Source organism: Rhizobium rhododendri (assembly GCF_007000325.2).
Lineage (GTDB): Bacteria > Pseudomonadota > Alphaproteobacteria > Rhizobiales > Rhizobiaceae > Rhizobium > Rhizobium rhododendri.
Window position 1 is genome coordinate 223,510 of sequence record NZ_CP117267.1, and the last position, 19,611, is coordinate 243,120.

General features: G+C 59.6%; 21 protein-coding genes. All 21 read left to right on the forward strand.

The genetic code is table 11. From position 1 onward, the window contains the following. Positions 1–140: 140 nt before the first annotated feature. The 21 genes from PR018_RS01120 to PR018_RS01220 all read left to right on the forward strand — a co-directional run bounded on the left by PR018_RS01120 (position 141) and on the right by PR018_RS01220 (position 19,525). On the forward strand, positions 141–1,061 hold the full coding sequence (locus PR018_RS01120) for a flagellin N-terminal helical domain-containing protein (RefSeq protein ID WP_142824016.1): 921 nt from the start codon (positions 141–143) through the stop codon (positions 1,059–1,061). 236 nt (positions 1,062–1,297) lie between these two features. Further along, on the forward strand, positions 1,298–2,272 hold the full coding sequence (locus tag PR018_RS01125) for a flagellin N-terminal helical domain-containing protein (protein ID WP_142824017.1): 975 nt from the start codon (positions 1,298–1,300) through the stop codon (positions 2,270–2,272). 237 nt (positions 2,273–2,509) lie between these two features. Continuing rightward, positions 2,510–3,157, forward strand: a complete 648-nt coding sequence (locus PR018_RS01130) for a hypothetical protein (protein WP_142824018.1) — start codon at positions 2,510–2,512, stop codon at positions 3,155–3,157. Next, positions 3,154–4,521, forward strand: coding sequence for a MotB family protein (locus PR018_RS01135; protein WP_142824019.1), 1,368 nt, complete (start codon positions 3,154–3,156; stop codon positions 4,519–4,521). The genes PR018_RS01130 and PR018_RS01135 overlap by 4 nt, the downstream gene beginning before the upstream one ends. 3 nt (positions 4,522–4,524) lie before the next feature. Further along, a complete protein-coding gene (gene motC, locus PR018_RS01140) occupies positions 4,525–5,826 on the forward strand; it encodes a chemotaxis protein MotC (protein ID WP_142824020.1) in 1,302 nt (433 codons plus the stop codon). Positions 5,827–5,828: 2 nt separating this feature from the next. Further along, positions 5,829–7,421, forward strand: coding sequence for a flagellar hook-length control protein FliK (fliK, locus tag PR018_RS01145; RefSeq protein ID WP_279621401.1), 1,593 nt, complete (start codon positions 5,829–5,831; stop codon positions 7,419–7,421). Continuing rightward, the gene (locus tag PR018_RS01150; RefSeq protein WP_142824451.1) at positions 7,333–7,932 is read left to right on the forward strand and encodes a transglycosylase SLT domain-containing protein; all 600 of its coding nucleotides are present in this window, start codon (positions 7,333–7,335) and stop codon (positions 7,930–7,932) included. Before fliK ends, PR018_RS01150 begins: the two co-directional genes overlap by 89 nt. 281 nt (positions 7,933–8,213) lie before the next feature. After that, entirely contained in the window at positions 8,214–8,885 is a 672-nt protein-coding gene (rem, locus tag PR018_RS01155) for a transcriptional activator Rem (RefSeq protein WP_142824022.1), read from the forward strand. A gap of 150 nt (positions 8,886–9,035) precedes the next feature. After that, positions 9,036–10,301, forward strand: a complete 1,266-nt coding sequence (locus PR018_RS01160) for a flagellar hook protein FlgE (protein WP_142824023.1) — start codon at positions 9,036–9,038, stop codon at positions 10,299–10,301. Positions 10,302–10,322: 21 nt separating this feature from the next. Beyond that, a complete protein-coding gene (flgK, locus tag PR018_RS01165; protein WP_142824024.1) occupies positions 10,323–11,789 on the forward strand; it encodes a flagellar hook-associated protein FlgK in 1,467 nt (488 codons plus the stop codon). Between the two features lie 11 nt (positions 11,790–11,800). Further along, a complete protein-coding gene (locus PR018_RS01170) occupies positions 11,801–12,859 on the forward strand; it encodes a flagellar hook-associated family protein (protein WP_142824025.1) in 1,059 nt (352 codons plus the stop codon). Positions 12,860–12,896: 37 nt separating this feature from the next. Then, the gene (gene flaF, locus PR018_RS01175) at positions 12,897–13,244 is read left to right on the forward strand and encodes a flagellar biosynthesis regulator FlaF (RefSeq protein WP_111216860.1); all 348 of its coding nucleotides are present in this window, start codon (positions 12,897–12,899) and stop codon (positions 13,242–13,244) included. Next, complete coding sequence (gene flbT / locus PR018_RS01180) at positions 13,241–13,690, forward strand: flagellar biosynthesis repressor FlbT (RefSeq protein ID WP_111216862.1); 450 nt, start codon at positions 13,241–13,243, stop codon at positions 13,688–13,690. The genes flaF and flbT overlap by 4 nt, the downstream gene beginning before the upstream one ends. Further along, entirely contained in the window at positions 13,681–14,196 is a 516-nt protein-coding gene (gene flgD, locus PR018_RS01185) for a flagellar hook assembly protein FlgD (protein ID WP_142824026.1), read from the forward strand. Before flbT ends, flgD begins: the two co-directional genes overlap by 10 nt. A gap of 111 nt (positions 14,197–14,307) precedes the next feature. Beyond that, positions 14,308–14,574 carry a flagellar biosynthesis protein FliQ gene (gene fliQ / locus PR018_RS01190; protein ID WP_111216865.1) on the forward strand — a complete coding sequence of 89 codons (267 nt, stop codon included), beginning with the start codon at positions 14,308–14,310 and terminating at the stop codon, positions 14,572–14,574. Between the two features lie 124 nt (positions 14,575–14,698). Next, positions 14,699–16,786 (forward strand): flagellar biosynthesis protein FlhA, encoded by a 2,088-nt coding sequence (gene flhA, locus PR018_RS01195; protein ID WP_142824027.1) that lies wholly within the window; start codon positions 14,699–14,701, stop codon positions 16,784–16,786. Next, entirely contained in the window at positions 16,783–17,535 is a 753-nt protein-coding gene (gene fliR / locus PR018_RS01200) for a flagellar biosynthetic protein FliR (protein ID WP_142824028.1), read from the forward strand. Before flhA ends, fliR begins: the two co-directional genes overlap by 4 nt. A 15-nt stretch (positions 17,536–17,550) precedes the next feature. Next, complete coding sequence (locus PR018_RS01205) at positions 17,551–17,970, forward strand: hypothetical protein (RefSeq protein ID WP_142824029.1); 420 nt, start codon at positions 17,551–17,553, stop codon at positions 17,968–17,970. 31 nt (positions 17,971–18,001) lie between these two features. Continuing rightward, complete coding sequence (locus PR018_RS01210) at positions 18,002–18,601, forward strand: rod-binding protein (RefSeq protein ID WP_111217405.1); 600 nt, start codon at positions 18,002–18,004, stop codon at positions 18,599–18,601. Positions 18,602–18,614: 13 nt separating this feature from the next. Next, positions 18,615–18,983, forward strand: a complete 369-nt coding sequence (locus tag PR018_RS01215) for a hypothetical protein (protein ID WP_111217407.1) — start codon at positions 18,615–18,617, stop codon at positions 18,981–18,983. Then, positions 18,980–19,525, forward strand: coding sequence for a flagellar basal body-associated FliL family protein (locus tag PR018_RS01220; RefSeq protein WP_142824030.1), 546 nt, complete (start codon positions 18,980–18,982; stop codon positions 19,523–19,525). Before PR018_RS01215 ends, PR018_RS01220 begins: the two co-directional genes overlap by 4 nt. Positions 19,526–19,611: the final 86 nt, after the last annotated feature.

Sequence of the window (19,611 nt, forward strand, 5' to 3'; positions counted from 1 at the left end):
CCAAATTTGTGTCATCTCGAGCTAACGCAACGGTTGGTTAACCTGTCCTAATGGTCTGTTAACAGGCATGACGCCGGTCTCCGTTCCCGGCCCTTCCGGAATGTCCCTTCTAATTCACGCCGATCAAGGGGCACCTCGACATGACCAGCATTCTTACCAACGTTCCAGCCATGTCTGCATTGCAGACACTGCGCAGCATCAATACCAACCTGCAGGACACGCAGAGCCGGGTATCTTCCGGATATCGCGTCGGTAAGGCTTCGGACAATGCGGCCTACTGGTCGATTGCGACCACGATGCGCTCCGACAACAGCGCCCTTTCAGCTGTCTCCGACGCCCTTGGCCTTGGCGCCGCGAAAGTCGATACAGCCTACACGGCTATGGATAGCGCCATCGAGGTGGTCCAGAACATCAAGAACAAGCTCGTCACCGCCAAGGAAGGCAGCGTCGACAAGAAGGATGTCCAGGAAGAAATCTCCCAGCTCCAGCAGCAATTGGAAAGCGTTGCCGAGTCCGCGTCCTTCTCCGGCCAGAACTGGATGATCGCTTCAGACGGTGCCTCAGCCTCGGTCGTATCGTCGTTCGTGCGCACCAGCACCGGCGGTGTCGCGGTCAACAGCACCAGCTATCGCTTCAATGCCAGCTCGCAGGGCAATGTCCTGTTCGGCTCCAACGCCTACGGAGAGGTCAACACCTCCAGCGGCATCATCGGCAGCGGCTCCCTTTTTGGCGCGACGACATTTTCTGTCTACAGCCTCGATATCAAGGGCATGACCTCCGGACAGGTCGACAAGGCCCTGACCATGGTCGAATCAGCGCTGCAGGCGATGACCACAGCGGCATCGCAACTGGGCTCGCTTGCCAATCGCATTGATCTGCAGACGAACTTTGTCTCGGCGCTGGGCGACACGATCGATGCCGGCGTCGGCAAGCTCGTCGATGCCAATATGGAAGAGGAATCGAGCAAGCTGACTGCCCTGCAAACCCAGCAGCAGCTCGCCATCCAGTCCCTGTCCATCGCCAACAGCAGCGCCCAGAACGTCCTGTCGCTGTTCAAATAACGGCCCGCCATCCGGCGGTCTCAGAGGCCAAGCCTTGAGTGTAGCTTGCGCGGCAATTGCTAAGGTCGATTTAGCGCTTGCCGCGTGGCTTCATCGCTTGTTAATGATAATACGCAGCAGTTTGTTGCAAGCGACAGGCCGAGCCGGAGAACATCCGCGCAGGCTGGCATGAAGCCGAAAAGTCGCCGCCGGTCAGCCCGGCCTGGCACCTTCACACACATCGCGGGCATCATTCCATGAGCAGCTTGACCACGAACGCTTTTGCGCTTGGCGCACTCACTGTCTTGCGCGGTGTCAACAAGGACCTGAGCACGGCCCAGCAGCAGGTGTCGTCCGGCTACCGTATCGGCTCTGCCGCTGACGATCCGTCCTACTGGTCGATGTCCATGACGATGAAGTCGGACAGCTCGAGCCTGAAGACCATCGGCGACGCGATGTCGCTTGGCGCCAGCAAGGTCGACACCGCCTACACCGCGATGACCTCGGTGATCGACGTGCTCACGGAGATCCAGGCAAAGCTCGTCAGCGCGAGCGAGACGGGTGTCGACAAGGACAAGCTCAATACGGATATCCAGGCACTCAAGGCGCAGTTGCAATCCACCGTCGAATCCGCGTCCTTTGCCGGTTCGAACTGGCTGTACAATTCGCAAGGGGTCGCCGACACGAGCCAGTCGGTCATCAGCAATTTCGTTCGCGGTACCTCAGGCCAGGTCACGCTCAACACGATCGACTACGATTCCTCGCAGTCCCTGATGATCGATACGGCCGATCCCAGCCGCGGCTTGCTCACCAAGACCGTCGATGCCAACAGCATCGCTTCCGACGGCACAGGCACGGCCCGCAATTACTATCTTCTGGCGCCGGCAGGCTCGACAGGGACGTCTGGAGGCACGGAAATCTCGCTGAGCGCCGCCACGACGTCCGGCCAGGTGACCGACATGCTAAATGTCACGCATTCGCTGCTGACGGCAGCAACGTCTGCGGCATCGAACATGGGCGTCACCAAGGCGCGCATCGACAGCCAGACGACCTTCGTTGCGGGTCTTCAGGACGCCATCGACACCAGTGTCGGCGACCTCGTGGATACCAACATGGAAGAGGCCTCGGCGCGCGTCACGTCTCTGACGACAGCCCAGCAACTGGGCGTCCAGTCGCTTTCCATTGCAAACACGATGGCCAGCAAGATCCTGGTCTTGCTGCAGAACGGCTGAGGGTCGATCGAACGGGCCGGGTGGCATCATTCACCTTCGCACAAGTTTGAACTCCTACTTTCCCGTCATCGGGTACGAACCTGTCGATCGAACGACTGGGCGTGCCGGACGGAATTTGCAGTCGCTTGACGGAACCGGAAGCGGAATGATCAACGTGTTGAACACCAAAGTCCCACCGACGGCGCCAGCCGCCGCACGTCTGAAGACGGTTTTCCGGCAGGCATTCGGGGTAGCATCATGACCCGGATGCTATCGCGTTACCTGAAGGACTTCGGTGCGGAGCAGCCGGCCCCGGCAGCCGCCCCGGCGCCGGTGCTCAGAAGCATGCCTTTCGAAGACACCATGATCTTTCCGGAACCGGAAGAACTACCGGTGGTCGATCTCGCGGCCGAGCGTCGCGAAGCCTATGCCGAAGGCCACGAGGCTGCCACGCTTTCGTTGTCCGAGGCGCACCAGGAGGAACTGGACGCGATCATGCTCGCCCATGAAGCGGCGCTGGAAGAATTGAAACAGAAATTTGAAACCGAAGCGGTGGAGCGCATCGCCGAGAATTTCAAGCAGATGGCGACTGCAATCGGTCTCGCCGTCAGTGCCGAGGTTGCTCGCGCGCTATCGCCGATCCTCACCGAAACGCTCACGCAGAAGGCAATCGACGAACTCGCAAGCCGCGTCACGGCGGCGGTTCTCGACGGCGCTGTGGGCCCGATTGCCGTTAGTGGACGGCGCGTCATGTTCGACAGCCTTGCCGCCAAGATCGATCCGGACGGCGTGCTTCTGACCTTCGTCGAGGCGCAGGACGTCGACCTCTGCGTTACCATTGGCGACGCCGTGCTCGTGACCCGCATGTCGGCCTGGGCCGATAGCCTGAGGAACGTCCTTTCATGAGCGACGCTGAAAATCACCACAACGGCAAGAATGAAATCATCATCATCAAGCGGCACGGCGGCGGCGACCACGAGGGTGGCCACGGCGGTGCCTGGAAGATCGCTTATGCCGACTTCATGACCGCTCTGATGGCCTTCTTCCTGGTGATGTGGCTGGTCAATGCATCGAATGCGGAAACCAAGGCGTCCGTTGCGTCCTATTTCAATCCCATCAAGCTTGCCGATACCAAGCCCACCGAAAAAGGCCTTAAAAAGCCTGTGGACGCGGCGGAAGGTGAGCAGAAGCAAGAAAAATCCAAGGAAAACTCCGACCAGCAGACCAATGGCGCCTCGGCCGCTTCCGGCGAGGACCAGACGTCGACGGCTGGCGACCAGACCAATTATTCCGAAGCCGATTTCTTCGAGAACCCCTATTCGGTTCTGTCGGAAATCGCCCAAGAGGTGGGTCAGCAGGCCAATGTCAGCGCCAAGGGCGATGGCGGTGCCAGCACCTCCGGTCCGGCAACCGGCGCCGATGGCGGCAAGGCCTACCGAGATCCCTTCGATCCCGATTTCTGGACAAAGCAGGTGAAGGTTACTCCTAGCTCCAAACCGGACGGCGGCGAAGCCAGCAAGACGGACGACGAGCCAAAGGGCGAGGTGGTTGCCATGGCAAAGGCCACCGCGTCCGATAACGGTCCGGTATCCGACAAGCCGCAAATACCCGAGACGCAGGCCTCTGCCAGCGATCAGGCGCAGCAACCGCCGCCCACCAATCCGCCGATTCCCGAAAAGATGCCGGAGGGTATGCAGAAGCCGATGGATGCTGCCGAGAAAGCAGCAGCCGATGCTGCGCAGGCTGCAGAGGCCGCTGCAGAAAAGGCTGCCGATGCGGCAAAGCCCGCATCGACCGCCGCCGAGACGCAGGATGCCAAGACGCTGCAGGCGACGATCCAGAAGGAGATCGGTGGCGTCGCCGGGAAACTCGCCGAAGGTCTGGTCGTCACACCGGCCGAGGGTGGGTTGCTGGTGACCATTTCGGACCAGAGCAACGATCCGATGTTCAATATCGGCTCAGCCGTGCCGCGCAAGGAGATGGTTCTGGCAATGGCGAAGATCGGCAAGATCCTTGCTGACCGCCCCGGCGCCATTGTGCTGCGCGGACACACCGACGGCCGGCAGTACAAAGCTGGCGAGAGCGACAACTGGCGCCTGTCGCTGGACCGCGCCCAGAGCGCCTATTACATGCTCGTCCACGGCGGCCTTGATGAGAAACGCATTTCGCAGGTCTCAGGCTTCGCAGACCGTCGCCTGAAGATGCCAGAGGACCCGTTCAACAACGCCAATCGTCGTATCGAGATCCTGGTTCAGGGGAGCCAGGGATAGTTCATGGCGCGCAGCAAGCATCGATACGGGCTGACGCTCACCCTGGCTCTCGGCGCGTTGTTGCCGGGAGTAGGGCATGCCGACGACAAGGATCTGGCGCCCCACAAGATGCTGAGATCCCTGCAGTTCGTGCAGGATTCGGTGGTGCTCGGCGATCACTCTGCCGAGGAGATGCAGCGCTTCATGTTGTCCACCATCGACGATCGCCTGCGATCTGCCGACAGGTCCGTCTTCGAGGATGTCCGCAATGTCGATGCGGCGCTGGTGTATACGATGAGCGGCGGTAATCCGGACACTCTGGAATTTTTGATGGCACGGGATGTCGACGGTCATTTCGACAACCGCGTCGCGGATGTCCTGCGCAAATACCTGAGTGGCAAAGGCCTTCTCATCGTCAAGACGCTGGCCGACACGGCCAAGGAATATCGCGACAAGAAGATCGGTCCCTACCTGTCGCTGGTCGCAGCCAATGTCATGAGCGCCAAGGACCCCAAGGCTGCTCTCAAGCTCTATGACTGGGCGCGCCTGACGAGCCCCGGGACAATCGTCGAAGAGGCGGCCCTCAGGCGCTCGATGGCTTTGTCGACCGAGGCAAAGATGGTTCCGCAAAGCCTTACCTACTCGCAGCTCTACGCCCGCCGCTTCCTGCATTCGCCCTATGCCAGCCAGTTTGCCGATCTCTTCGTAAAGCTCGTGGTCGATCACAACACCGAGATTAAGCCGGAGGACATAATCGATATCCTCTCCTTCATGGACGGGGCGCGAAAGCGTGAGGTTTATCTTCGTATCGCCAGGAGCGCGACTATTGCCGGCAAGAACGATCTAGCCCGGATGGCATCGGCCCAGGCGGCGGCTATTCCGAGCGATGGCGGCGACTCGTTCAACCAGCTTGCCAACTTCTACGGTGGCGTCGCCAATGTCTCGACGGACAAGGCTGACGCCGCGGCCCACGATATCAACGAAATTCCAGAGGGCGAGTTGAACGCCAGGGACCGGGCGCTGCGCGACGCTGCGAAGACGGTCGCCGACGCGGTGACGCGGCTTCCCGAGCCGCAAAGCCTGACGCAAGCTTCACGCACTAAGCCTGCTAACGGAGAGACCCGACACGATGGAGCCGCAAGCGTCGAGACGCTAGGGACGAAAAGTCCCGCTGCGGCGGCTGTCGGGCAAGGAGCCGCCGCAAGCGCGGCTCAACCCCATGATGGAGGGGGGCAGGATGCCGACTCTTCGTTCACCACATTCGTGACATCAAGCCAATCGAAGCTCGACGCGCTTGACGGACTTTTGAAGCAGGAAGGCAATTGACCATGGCCGGTATCGGTATCACCAGCGCTTCCGCCGGGTCTGATGTCGTTTCTCTTTCAAAAAGCAGCAGCCGGAGCAAGGGCTCGGGTAGCGATTCCCAGCGGTTCCAGGATGCGCTCAGCAGCTCCGGAAACAGCACGGATGCGAATGCCGCGTCTAAGCGCAGCACTGCCGATACAAATTCGGTCGACACGACCGCTTCTGAGCCCGATACCGGCAAGGCAACAGGCGAGACCCTGCTTCAAGCCAGCAACTCGGCCACTGGGTCGGCCACCCCGGCGCCAGTCGGCGACGGCACGTTGCTTCCCGTACCTCCGGTCGCGCCACCCGTGCCCGGCGCCCCCCTCGTTTCGCTGCCCGCTGCCCCGGTGGCCGTGCCCGCTGCCCTCGCTCTTGTCGTCCCTGCAGATGATGGTGCTGCGGTGAAATTGCCAGCCGCCGATATCGCCCAGCAGCTGGCCGATGTCGTTGCCGGCGCGGCGACAGGCGAGCCAGCCACACCCGTCAAAGGCGATCTTCCCGGCGTCAAGGGCAGCAAAAGCGGCGCTGCCGCCGACGATAGCAAGGACGCCGATGCCAATGCATCCGACCCCAATGCCGCCAGCGGTGCCGTGACCGACGTGCTGTCGCTGCTCGGAGCCGGTTTGTCGGCCGCTGCCATCCCCGCGCAGACCTCCGCCAGCGTCCTTGCCGCAGCCGGGCAGCTCCACACCGGCAATGGCAAGATCGATCCCGGCGCGGCCTCTGTTGCAAATGCGCTTCCGGCCGACGCCGCGGACGACAGCGGCGACGCCGTTGCCGTGGGCATGGCCATGCTGGCGCCGTCAATGGGCAGCGCTGGCCAGGGCAATGCCGTTGCCGGCACATCTACCGACGGTGACGCCCCCGTAACGTTTAACGTCGACCGGGCGAGTGGCAAGGTACAGTCGCTGGATCTCTCTGCGAGCCGGAATGCCGACGATACGCCTCAGCTCGACATCAAATCGGCAAGCGGCGACACCGGGGCCACCGTTACGGTCCTCGACTCCCGACGTTTCGTCGGCCTCGCCGATGGCTCGAATTCGGCACTGGTTGCCAATTCGCTGACGGGCAACAAGGACTGGGCAGCGGCCATGCAGCCCAATGCGGCGCTGACCGGAGCATCGGCGACGACCAGTGCCAGCAAAGTCATGAACACTCTGAAAATTCAGATGAATCCGGATAATCTCGGGATCGTCACCGCGACCATGCGGCTTTCGGGCGAGCAGCTTTCCGTCGATCTCAAGGTCCATTCTGCCGAGGCCTACAGGCAGCTCAGCAACGACCAGAGCGCGATGATCGATTCACTGCGCCAGCAGGGCTACAGCGTCGATCGCATGACCGTGACCTACACCGCGCCGGACACATCGAGCAACAACCAGCAGAGCCCCCAGGGCCAGCAGCAGCAACAACCCGGCACAAGCCAGGGGCAGGGCAGCGATGGCCAGGCTCGCAGACAGAATTCAGGACGACAGGCCGGTGATCAAGATGGTATCTCGCGCGCAGGCAACGTGGGTACGGACGATAGCGTTGCTGGCAGTGCTCAGCGGGCTCGTGCCGGGGGCGTCTATCTCTGACGCCAGCGCTTCCACCACGGAAGGAATGTGCGAGCGGGAAATCCAGGCGGCGGCGCTGAAATACGGAATTCCCGAAGGCATACTCTACTCGGTCGGGTTGACCGAAACGGGCCGCAAGGGCTCCCTCTACCCCTTCGCCATGAATATCGAAGGCAAGCCATTTTTCCCGGCATCTGAAAATGCGGCACTGCAGCTCTTCGCGCAAGCGCATCAGAGCGGTGCCAAATTGATCGATATTGGTTGTATGCAGATCAACCAATACTTTCATGGCGAGAACTTCGCGTCGGTCGAGGCGATGTTCGATCCGCACAGCAATGTCGAATATGCGGCCAAGTTTTTGAGCGTTTTGCACGACAAGCACGAGACCTGGACGATGGCGGTGGCGCGCTATCATGCGGGTCCGAACAACAACCCGGCGCAGAAGGTTTACGTCTGTCGGGTGATCGCCAATCTCGTCGCCACCGGTTACGGAAAATGGACGCCTAACGCAGCCACATTTTGCCGGGAATGACCCCCGATAAAGTTGTATTAATGCCACATTTTAGCGCTTCTCAATATGGCGAGAACGTGAACGAAAAAGGCATGGCAATAGCCGTCTTCAAAATGTATTAATTTTTCCACCGCTTTCTTGTGTTAAAATGATGCGCCACCCACTAGATGTGGTTCAAATCGGGGCGTCAAACTTAAGCAATTATTAACTCTCGCCACTCACTTCCCACAGTTGTTCGCGATTCGCTCGATTCGTACCCATAGCGACATTGGAAACATCCACAACTGATTCGGAGGCGGCGAATGATCGTAGTGGTTGACGAACGCGGACTTGTTAAAGACGGCTACACATCTCTCTTTGGGCGAGAGGGAATTCCTTCAACGGGGTTCGACCCCGAGGAGTTCGGCGAGTGGGTCCAGACGGCAGCAGATAGCGATATCGCGGCAGTCGAGGCCTTCCTCATCGGCCAGGGCGAGCATGTACATCAGCTCCCCCGGGCGATCCGCGATCGGACACTTGCGCCGGTCATCGCGGTCAGCGATCACCCCTCGCTTGAAGCGACGCTTGCACTTTTTGATTGTGGTGTCGACGATGTCGTCCGCAAGCCAGTGCACCCTCGCGAGATCCTGGCACGGGCAGCGGCCATCCGCCGTCGCCTGAAGGCCGTTGCAAATTTCACCGACGTCGGTGCCATCCGGGTTTTCTCCGATGGCCGCGATCCGGAAGTGCACGGCGAAGTTTTCGCCCTGCCGCGCCGCGAGCGCCGCATCTTGGAATATCTGATTTCCAACCGCGGACGTCGCGTCACCAAGACCCAGATCTTCAACGCGATCTACGGCATCTTCGACGAAGAAGTCGAAGAGAACGTCGTCGAAAGCCATATCTCCAAGCTGCGCAAGAAGCTGCGCAGGAAGCTCGGCTTCGACCCGGTCGATTCCAAGCGTTTCCTTGGCTACTGCATCGACTGGAGCTAAGCCTGCGGCTTCGACTGGGAATGATTTCCAGTCGATTTTGAACTACCCGAAAAGCCGCCTCATGATGATCTGCTTTTCCTCTCCCCACCAGACAGCTTCACGCAAGGCCCATTGATTAGTCTTGCGATAACGGGAAAACGAGGATTTCAGATGAGTCTTTTCGGTAGCATGAAGACGGCGGTTTCGGGGATGAATGCCCAAGCAAACCGCTTGAGCACGGTCTCCGACAACATCGCCAATTCGGCAACGACGGGCTACAAGTCCTCGTCGACAAGCTTTTCATCGCTCGTCCTGCCGACCACGGCCGGCACTTACAGTTCCGGTGGTGTTGCCACCTCGGTACAGTATGCGATTTCACAGCAGGGCGGTCTCTCCTACACCTCGTCCACGACGGACTTGGCCATCCAGGGCGAAGGATTTTTCGTCGTCCAGGATGCGGCCGGAACCCCTTACCTGACACGCGCCGGTGACTTTTCGCCGGATGCAAACGGCAACCTGGTCAATGCTGCGGGCTACAGCCTTATGGGTTATTCCTACGGCTCCGGTTCGCCGTCGGTGGTCGTCAACGGCTTTGATGGTCTCGTGCCAATCAATACGGAATCCCAGGGCCTGACGGCTGTCGCATCCACCACAGCTTCGTTCTCCGGCAATCTCGATTCGACAGCGGCAGTCGCCACCGGTAACTTGCCCGCAAGCAACACGGCTCCGGTGACAACCGATACCAAGAAGACTTCGCTGATTGCCTACGATACCCAGGGCAACAAGGTGCAGTACGACTTCTACTACACGAAGACGGCGGCTGATACCTGGGACGTCTCGGTCTATCGCGGCTCCGATGCCGCCACCGGCGGCACGTCATCCTTTCCGTATTCATCTGCAGCAGTCGGCTCCGGGACGTTGGCCTTCGATTCCAGCGGCAAGATTACCAGTGGTGGTACGCTTGCCATCAGCGACCCCAATGCTGTCAGTGGTACACAAGACATCGCTGTCGACATCTCGGGCTTCTCGCAGCTCGCCGCCTCTTTCGGCGCGACCGGCAAGGCAGACGGTCAGGCACCGAGCGCAGTCAACAAGGTCACCGTCGGCACCGATGGCACCGTAACGGCGCAATATGCAGACGGCACCAGCAAGCCACTGTATCGCATTCCGCTGGCGAATGTGGCGAGCCCGGACAATCTGACGGTTCTCAGCGGCAACGTTTACTCCGCCAATGGACAGTCAGGCGTGACGGTCACCGGTTTCCCGCAGTCGAGCGGTCTTGGCTACATCCAGGCAGGGGCGTTGGAAGAATCCAACGTCGATCTCGCCGGCGAACTGACGACGATGATCCAGGCACAGAAAAGCTATACGGCGAATTCCAAGGTGTTTCAGACCGGTTCGGATCTGATGGACGTTCTTGTGAACCTCGTCCGATAATAAATTAAGGTACTGCCGAGCATGACACTCACCCAGGCACTCAATACCGCGCAGGCGATCTTCAACAACACGGGCAAGCAAAGCGCCGTCGTGTCGAACAACATCGCCAACTCCAGCAACGCGGATTACACCCGACGTCAGGCGATGACTACCATCTCCGCCGACGGTGCGACGGTGGTACAGATTGCCCGCTCGGCAGAACCCTCGCTTCAGCGCCAGCTGCTGGCGTCAACCTCGGCAGATGCCGCCCAGCAGCGGCTTCTGACCGGCCTCGGCGATATCCAGTCGACGATCGGCGGCAACGACAGCGAGACAGCGCCGTCAACCTACCTTGCCAATTTCCGAGAGGCTCTCCAGGCTTATGCTGCGGCCCCGAACAGCAACACGACAGCGCAGGCCGCTGTGACGGCGGCCCAGGACGTTGCAAATTCGCTGAACCAGTCTACTGCATCGGTGCAGACCATCCGCACCAATGCCGACAAGGAAATCGCTACCACTGTCGGTACGCTGAACTCACTGCTCGGCCAGTTCCAGACCGCCAACGATGCCGTCAAGACGGCGACGGGCTCGGGCGCAGACGCCAACAACGCGCTCGATCAGCGCGATGCGATCCTCAAGCAGATCTCTTCCATCGTAGGGGTCAAGACGGTCAATCGCGCTAACGGCGACATGGCACTGTATACGTCTGACGGCGCGACCCTGTTTGAAACACTTCCCCGGGCAGTCACCTTCACCCCGACCAATGGCTATTCGGCCGGTAGCCCCAGCAACAGCGTCTATATCGACGGCGTTGCCCTCGCACCGGGAAGTGGCGCCAACACCACGGCCAAGGGTACGCTGCAGGCTCTGCTTCAGATCCGCGACGTCGAGGCACCGACCTATCAGAAGCAACTGGACGAGATCGGCCGCGGCCTGGTCACGATGTTCTCCGAGACCAACACGACGGATGGTTCCAAGCTCCCGGGCCTGTTCACTTATACGGACTCCGGCGGCAATCCGGGCGACACGCCGACATCGGCTACCGTTATCGACGGCATGGCTGCCTCGATCACCGTCAATCCGGCGGTCATTACCTCGGCGGGCGGCAACCCGAACCTTCTGCGCGATGGTGGTATCAACGGTACCGACTACGTCAACAATACGTCCGGCGACGCAGGCTATTCAACGCAGCTGGATGCTTACGACACGGCAATGGGCACAGCCATAGATTTCGATCCCAGCGCCGGCGTCGACAGCAATTCCAGCATCATGGATTTTGCATCGAACTCAGTCGGCTGGGTGGAAAGCGAACGCAGCGCCGCATCGACCGCAGCTGAAAATACGGCAGCTTCCTCGTCTCGCTCGACGGAAGCCTATTCGAACGGAACGGGGGTCAACCTCGACGAAGAACTCACTTTGATGATGGACATCGAGCAGTCCTACAAGGCCGGCACAAAAATCCTGAGCGCGGTCAACGATATGCTCACTGCCCTCCTTCAACTGAACTGACGGGTTAAGCCATGAAACTCTCCGCCATCTCAAGTAGTGCCATTCAGAACGCCATGCGGCTGACGATCAAGCAGTCGCAGAACGAGATGACCAAGGCCTCTCTGGAGGCAACGACTGGCGTCTATGCCGACATGGGCGTATCGCTGGGTGGCAACATCTCGCAGAGCATCGACATGACGCGCGACGTTTCCCGTCTCGACTCGCTTACGGCCAGCAATTCCACGGCGGCGGCGCGCATGACCGCGACGCAAAGCGGGCTTGCGGATATGACGAGCCAGTCGCAGACATTCCTGGATCAGCTGGTAGCCTTGCAGGGCAATCAAGATGCAAGCAGCATCGCGCTGTCCCAGACCACGGCAACATCGACGATCTCCTCCTTCGTTGCCGACGCAAACACGCAGCTGAACGGTCAGTACATCTTTGCGGGCACCAATACCGACGTCCAGCCCGTCACCGATCAGACCACGGCCGCAACGGCAGCAATACAGTCGGCACTCACAGACTACATGGCGGCCCAGTCGCCACCGGTGACTGCCAAGAGCGACCTGACTGCCGACCAGATGAACGATTTCATCAGCACCAAGGTGCAGCCGATGTTCCTGGACGACACGTCGCCGGCCCCGAACTGGAGCAGCTGGTCGAGTGCTTCCGACCAGAACATGACAAGCCGGATCAACAACTCCGAAGTGATCGAGACGTCGACGAACAGCAACGCTTCCGGCATGCGCTACATGGCGCTGTCGGCCACGGTCGCAAAGGCGCTGATGGGAACCGATATCAGCAAGGCGGCGCTGAACGCGGTGACGACGAACGCCATCAGCTTCGCCCGCCAGGGCATCGACGGCATGAATGCGCAGGCCAGCCAGCTTGGCCTGTCGCAGTCCCGGGTCACCAAGGCGAACGACGCCATCAGTGCCCAGAAGGACATCATCAACAACCGGATCGTCGACCTCCAGGGCGTCGATCCATACGAGGCATCTACCAAGGTCAACAGTTTGGAAACCCAGCTGCAGACTGCCTACACCATAGTCTCGAAAATTCAGCAGTTGAGTCTCGTAAATTACCTTTGATGATCAAAGGGGCGTAATGACCAGGAAGGATGCATGAATGTATCAGTTCTCATATGCAGAAATCATGCAGGACGCAGTGGCCGACGCCAAGGAGCGGGAACGCCAGGTCCTTGATCGGTCGGTCGCTCTTCTGACGGCTGCGATGCAAAAAGAAAAATACGGTCGAGAATCGATCGAGGCACTTTTTTACACAAGACGTGTCTGGGTTGCCTTCATCGAGGATCTCAAGAACCCCGAAAATCAGCTTGATGTCACCCTGCGTGCGAACCTTATCTCTATCGCCATCTGGATCTTGAAGGAATGCGACAGGATCAGGCGACGGAAGTCGACAAACTACCAGGGTATCATCGACGTCACAACCATCATCAGGGATGGACTTAAATGAAAAGTACACTTCGCATATCGCTTAAAGCCGGCGAACGGATCTTCATCAACGGAGCCGTGCTGCGCGTCGACCGCAAGGTCGCTCTCGAATTCCTGAACGACGTGACATTCCTCCTGGAAAACCACGTTCTCCAGCCCGAGGACGCAACGACTCCATTGCGCCAGCTCTATTTCATCGCCCAGATGATCCTGATCAATCCGGAAGGCAAGGATCAGTCGACGGTGCTGTTCCGCAAGTCGATCGTCATGCTGCTCAGCTGCTTCAAGAATGAAGAAGTCCTGGCCGAACTGAAGCGCATCGACGGGCTGGTCGCGACCGGCAAGGCATTCGATGCACTGAAGTCTATCCGCGGCCTCTACGTCGTTGAAGACAGCATCCTCAACAGCCCGGAAATGCCGGCTGCCACCATTGAGCAGATCCGCCGAGAAATCGCACCATGGCGGTAACACCAGTCAGCACCGTCGCAGGTGCTACCGCGACGGGGGCCACGGCAACTGCTACCGCCACGGGGACAAGCAGCGCCGCAGCAACCAACGCGACGACTGCGGCGGCAAGCGCATCGCTGAACTACAACGACTTCCTTCAGCTGCTGATTGCCCAGATGAAGACGCAGGATCCGACGTCACCGATGGACGCCAGCGCGCAGATCTCGCAGCTCGCCAGCTTCTCGCAGGTGGAACAGCAGATCAAGACGAACGCCCATCTGGAAACTGTCCTGTCGAACCAGATGCTGTCCCAGGCGGCAAGCTACGTCGGCAAGACGATCGTCAGCGCCGATGCCACGGTAACCGGCGTCGTCAAGGAAGTCAGCGTCTATTCGGACGGTATCCTTGCAATTACCGCTGCCGGCGATAAGGTCCTGATACAGCCGGGAATCAGTGTCACCGACGGAACAGTGGTGAAGCCGACAGGCACGAGCACGACGACAGACACCGCTTCGACAGCCAAATAGAGCTTTCGATCTGGCTTCAGTCACTCCTGCTGTGGAGGTCCACTGAAACCGAAAATATATTGGCGCGGTCGCGGCTGGCGAGCGTGCCTTGAACACAGGAAATTGGCCGAGATGAACGAAGCCGATGCATTGGATATCTTTCAGGCGGCGATCTGGACCGTGCTGATATCGGCCGGTCCGGCGGTTGCCGCAGCGATGATCGTCGGCATCGTCATTGCGCTCGTCCAAGCGCTGACGCAGGTTCAGGAAGCGACCTTGACGTTCGTGCCGAAGATTGTCGCTGTTTTCGTGACGATCGGCATCACGGCGCCGTTTGTCGGTTCGCAGATCGGCATTTTCACTAATCTGGTCTTTTCCCGTATCCAGTCTGGCTTCTAGCGGACCAGATCGGGCTGCAGGCGTGTGAGCCATCCTCGCGCAAGCTTCATCCCGTAACTCGACAGGAGAATACGGCAAGCGGTTCGTCCGCCGGCCTCCTCTCATGAAGAGACGGACCTGAAGAATGGCGTTACCTCCTTCGCTGCCCCTGCCGAAAGTCGCCCCGAGTTTCCGCGACGTAGGATTTGCCGTCGGCATCGTCTCGATGCTCTGCATCCTGTTCCTGCCGATCCCGCCGTTCCTCATCGACATGGGCCTGGCTTTCTCGATCGCGCTGTCCGTCCTCATCCTGATGGTCGCGCTGTGGATCCAGAAGCCGCTTGAATTCTCGTCGTTCCCGACCATTCTTCTGATCGCCACGATGACCCGCCTGGCGCTGAATATCGCGACGACGCGCGTGATCCTGGCCCATGGCTACGAGGGCGACTATGCGGCCGGCGGCGTTATTGCAGGCTTCGCCAATCTCGTCATGTCCGGCGACTTCGTCATCGGACTGATCGTCTTCCTGATTCTCATCACCATCAACTTCATAGTCATCACCAAGGGTGCAACGCGTATCGCTGAAGTCGGCGCCCGCTTCACCCTCGATGCCATTCCCGGCAAGCAGATGGCCATCGACGCCGACCTTTCGGCCGGCCTCATCGACGAGCGAGAGGCACAGCGCCGGCGCAAGGAGCTGGAAGAGGAGAGTTCCTTCTTCGGCGCGATGGACGGTGCGTCGAAGTTCGTGCGCGGCGATGCGGTCGCCGGCCTGATCATCACCTCGATCAACATCTTCGGCGGCATCATCATCGGCTATTTCCGCCATGGCATGCCGATCGGCCAGGCGGCCGATGTGTTCGTCAAGCTTTCGGTCGGTGACGGCCTTGTGGCGCAGATGCCGGCGCTGATCATCTCGCTTGCAGCCGGCCTGCTCGTTTCGCGCGGCGGCACGTCAGGGTCCACCGACCAGGCCGTCGTCAACCAGCTGAGCGGCTATCCTCGTGCGCTCGGCGTTGCCGCCGGCATGATGTGCCTGCTGGCTATCATGCCCGGACTTCCGTTCATTCCGTTCATCACACTTGGCGGCATCATGGGCGCCGGCGCCTGGTTCATCCCGCGCCAGGCAGAGGCTCTCAACAAGCTCCGCCGCGACGCCGAAGAACAGAAGGTCAGCCAGTCCAAGGATCTCGAGAAGGATTCGGTCAAGAACGTCCTCAAGACCTCCGAGATCGAGCTGGCACTCGGCAAGATCGTCTCGACAAGGCTGCTCGGCGCCCATCAGGAACTGGCATTCCGCGTCGGCAAGATGCGCAAGAAGTTCGCCTCGCAATACGGCTTCGTGGTTCCGGAGATCAAGGTCACCGACGATATCTCCATTGCCGACAAATCCTACCAGATCCGAATCCACGGCACGACCATCGCGTCCAACCTGCTGCGCGTGGGCGAAGTCCTGGTGGTCACCGGCGCCGGCCGCAAGCCGACCGTTCCGGGCGACGATATCCGCGAACCAGCCTTCGGCATGCCGGCCGTCTCGGTCCTCGAAGCCTTCACGGAAGACCTCAAGCGCGAAGGCTTCCAGCCGATCGACAACGTCTCGGTGGTGCTCACCCACATGAGCGAAGTCATCCGGAACAACCTTCCGGCGCTGCTGTCCTACAAGGACGTCAAGATCCTGATCGATCGCCTCGACCCGGAATACAAGAAGCTCGCCGATGAGATCTGCTCCTCGCACATGTCCTACTCGGGCCTGCAAGCCGTGCTGAAGCTGCTGCTTGCCGAGCGCGTGTCCATCCGCAACCTGCATCTCATTCTCGAAGCGGTCGCCGAACTGGCGCCGCATGTGCGCAAGACCGAGCAGATCGTCGAGCACGTCCGGGTCCGCATGTCGCAGCAGCTCTGCGGCGACCTTGCCGACAATGGTGTGCTGCGCGTCCTGCGGCTGGGCTCGAAATGGGATCTGGTGTTCCACCAGGCATTGAAGCGCGATCCAAAGGGCGAAATCATCGAGTTCGACATCGATCCACGCAATCTCGAGGAATTCAGCGAGCAGGCGACGCGAGTTATCCGTGAATTCATGGACAAGGGCTTGCCTTTCGTACTTGTCACGTCGCCGGAAACACGCTCCTATGTGCGCATGATCATCGAACGCCTGTTTGCGACGCTGCCTGTCCTGTCGCATGTGGAATTGGCCAAGGGAATCGAGATCAAGATTCTGGGCGCTATTTCATGATTACAGACCCTCAGGGGACCGTCCTCGCACTCTTTTTGTGCTTCTGTCGCATCGGCGGCTGCGTGATGGTTCTCCCGGGGTTCTCATCGGCCCGCGTGCCGCAGCAGATTCGCGTGCTGCTGGCGGTGGCGCTGTCGATGGCGGTTCTGCCAGTGCTGTGGGACACTATCTATCCGAAGGCCTCACTCGGTGGGCCGCAATATGTGATGCTGATCGCCACCGAATCGCTGATCGGCGTGATGTATGGAATGATGGCCCGGCTCTATACGCTGGGATTGCAGTTCGCCGGGACGATCATCGCCATGATGATCGGTTTGACGTCTCCGGGCGGTGCCGATCCGGTGGAAGACGGCAGCGAAACCGCCATTTCCGGCGTGATTACCTTCTGCGGCCTGATGATCCTCTTCATCATGGATTTCCACCACTACGTTTTCCGCGCGCTTATCGATTCCTACACGCTGATCCCCTTCGGCGGTCATATCGAGATGCAGGCGACGCTGATCTCTTTTACCGATACCCTGCAGGCGACCACCTACATCATGCTGCGGCTTGCCAGCCCTTTTCTGATCTACGGCCTGATGTTCCAGGTTTCGATCGGCTTCATCAATAAGCTCGCACCTCAGATCCCGGTCTACTTCATCTCTACGCCCTATCTGCTGATGGGCGGACTTTTCATGCTCTATCTCAGTCTGGCGGCGATGATCAGCCAGTTTTCCGATGCGTTCCTCAGCGTCTACAACGGTCATTAGCGGGCAGGGCACGAAATGGCGGAACAGAGCCGATCCAAGAAACTGAAGCGTCTCGTGGCCGTTCAGCGCCATCTGGAGCAGATGGCCGAGCAGGAGCTGGCGGAGGCCATGCGCGTGCGCGCCGAGGTCGGGCACTCCATCGACCAGGTGGTGGATGCCATCGGCTCGATCGATGTAGTGCATATGGCCTTTGCCCAGCAATATGCCTGGCGGTTGGGTCGCCTGACACTGCGCGACCAGCAGCTTGAGGGTATGCAGGCGCTTATCGAGATGAATGTGCTGAAGGAGCGGACCAAGGCGGACCGGCTCGAGGAGCATATGATGGATGCCCGCGCCGCAGAATTACGCGAATCCGACGACAATGCGGTCTACGATATCATCGATCAGCGATTTGCCGCCGTCGCACCAGCCTCCAGCAAGGTTCAAAAACCATAGTCGTCACGAGTTCATACGAAAGGAACGTGACGTGGCTATTTCGCCCCCCAGTGATTTGGTCCTGGATGTTGTAAGAGCAGCCGACCCGACAGACCTGCAGGCAGCGCAGGCCAAGCTTCAGGCCAACCGCGCAGCCTTTGCCGCCACCAGCCTTGCAGAAGCCGGAAACGGCTTTGCGTCGACGGTCGACGTTCTGAACAAGGCCGGCACGCAGGCGGGTCTCGCCAATGCCAACGAACGATCGACGACGGGCAAGGTGCCTGCCGCCTATCAGAAGTTCGAGGCCATGGTCCTCCAGAATTTCGTCAAGAACATCCTGCCAAACAGCGACACGCTCTACGGCAAGGGTACTGCCGGTGAAATGTGGAAGGGCATGATGGCCGAACAGCTCGGTAACACCATGGCCAAGGATGGCGGCGTCGGCATCGCAGCGAAGATGTACCACGAGCAGCTTTCCAAGACCCGGGGAACCGGCGCCGACCACGTCGAGACGAGCGACAACGACAAGCGGCAGGCACTCAGCATGATCGACGACTTCGAGCGCAAGACGTTCGGAACGCCGTCGGCAGAAAACGACAATACCGGTACGACCGTGACCAATCAGGATTCCCTGACGTCGCAGAAAGTGTAAGTGGGGCAAGGCTATGGAAATTATTTCGAACGACTACCGGATCAAGTCTGTCCTGGGCCGGCTGGAACTGATCATCGACAACGAGAACAACCGCATCGGCAAGGACGCGGAATTCGATCTCAAAGTCTCCAACGCCCACAAGAGCCGTTGCCTTTATGAACTGTCGATGCTGTTTCGCGATACCGACCCCGCTGAAATGGCAGCTGCCCACATCGAGCAGCTGCACGGCCTGAAGAAGAAGCTGGTGCTTAACGCGCGTCGCGTCGAAGCCCATCTGGAAGCCGTGCGCGCTGTGGCTGAAATTCTGAAGAATGCCGTGCAGGATGCCGATGCAGACGGCACCTATTCCCAGGAACAGTTCGCGGTGCGTCAGGCAGGATGATCAAGCTCGTCGCCACAGGCCTTTGGGTGTGCGTCGTCACCTTGGTGGCGGTCTACTTTTCCATCCAGATGGCGACAGCCCCGGCCGCAAGCCCGGATGCCAAGCCTTCTGCCAAGGAATTCGTCAAGGGCGAGTCGATCAATGTCCCGATCATTGGCGACACAGGCGTCAGCGGCTATTTCATCACCAAGATTTCCTACATGATGGACAAGGACAAGGCGAAGGATCTCGAAACACCTTTGCCGGCCCTGACGACGGATGCTTTGTTTACGCTGCTGGTCGGCAACAAGATGATCGATATGTCAAAGCCGAAGGCGTTCAATGTCGAAGCCTTTCGCGACGAGATCAAGAAGAACCTGAACGGCCATCTGGGCGGCGAGTATGTCGACAGCGTGGTGATCGAGCAGCTCGACTATCTCTCCAAGGACGAGGTGCGCGCCAACGAGGGCGCGCCTGTCAAGAAAAACATGAAGACGGTACCGATTGTCCCACCGGAAGCCCCGCCCGGCGGCGACGCGGTGAAGGCTGAGAAAACGCACTAAAACAGCGCGCTAATCGTGGAAAGTCGCTTGCCGCGGCCGACTGTTAACCTTTTCTTTCCTATCAAAATTTACAATCGGTTAATCAT

Coding starts and splice junctions, on each gene's coding strand:
- PR018_RS01130 (WP_142824018.1), top strand. CDS start 2,510: ATGACCCGGATGCTATCGCGTTACCTGAAGGACTTCGGTGCGGAGCAG.
- rem (WP_142824022.1), top strand. CDS start 8,214: ATGATCGTAGTGGTTGACGAACGCGGACTTGTTAAAGACGGCTACACA.
- fliK (WP_279621401.1), top strand. CDS start 5,829: ATGGCCGGTATCGGTATCACCAGCGCTTCCGCCGGGTCTGATGTCGTT.
- PR018_RS01215 (WP_111217407.1), top strand. CDS start 18,615: ATGGAAATTATTTCGAACGACTACCGGATCAAGTCTGTCCTGGGCCGG.
- PR018_RS01160 (WP_142824023.1), top strand. CDS start 9,036: ATGAGTCTTTTCGGTAGCATGAAGACGGCGGTTTCGGGGATGAATGCC.
- fliQ (WP_111216865.1), top strand. CDS start 14,308: ATGAACGAAGCCGATGCATTGGATATCTTTCAGGCGGCGATCTGGACC.
- PR018_RS01220 (WP_142824030.1), top strand. CDS start 18,980: ATGATCAAGCTCGTCGCCACAGGCCTTTGGGTGTGCGTCGTCACCTTG.
- PR018_RS01150 (WP_142824451.1), top strand. CDS start 7,333: ATGGTATCTCGCGCGCAGGCAACGTGGGTACGGACGATAGCGTTGCTG.
- flbT (WP_111216862.1), top strand. CDS start 13,241: ATGAAAAGTACACTTCGCATATCGCTTAAAGCCGGCGAACGGATCTTC.
- PR018_RS01120 (WP_142824016.1), top strand. CDS start 141: ATGACCAGCATTCTTACCAACGTTCCAGCCATGTCTGCATTGCAGACA.
- flaF (WP_111216860.1), top strand. CDS start 12,897: ATGTATCAGTTCTCATATGCAGAAATCATGCAGGACGCAGTGGCCGAC.
- PR018_RS01135 (WP_142824019.1), top strand. CDS start 3,154: ATGAGCGACGCTGAAAATCACCACAACGGCAAGAATGAAATCATCATC.
- fliR (WP_142824028.1), top strand. CDS start 16,783: ATGATTACAGACCCTCAGGGGACCGTCCTCGCACTCTTTTTGTGCTTC.
- PR018_RS01205 (WP_142824029.1), top strand. CDS start 17,551: ATGGCGGAACAGAGCCGATCCAAGAAACTGAAGCGTCTCGTGGCCGTT.
- flgD (WP_142824026.1), top strand. CDS start 13,681: ATGGCGGTAACACCAGTCAGCACCGTCGCAGGTGCTACCGCGACGGGG.
- PR018_RS01170 (WP_142824025.1), top strand. CDS start 11,801: ATGAAACTCTCCGCCATCTCAAGTAGTGCCATTCAGAACGCCATGCGG.
- PR018_RS01125 (WP_142824017.1), top strand. CDS start 1,298: ATGAGCAGCTTGACCACGAACGCTTTTGCGCTTGGCGCACTCACTGTC.
- motC (WP_142824020.1), top strand. CDS start 4,525: ATGGCGCGCAGCAAGCATCGATACGGGCTGACGCTCACCCTGGCTCTC.
- flhA (WP_142824027.1), top strand. CDS start 14,699: ATGGCGTTACCTCCTTCGCTGCCCCTGCCGAAAGTCGCCCCGAGTTTC.
- flgK (WP_142824024.1), top strand. CDS start 10,323: ATGACACTCACCCAGGCACTCAATACCGCGCAGGCGATCTTCAACAAC.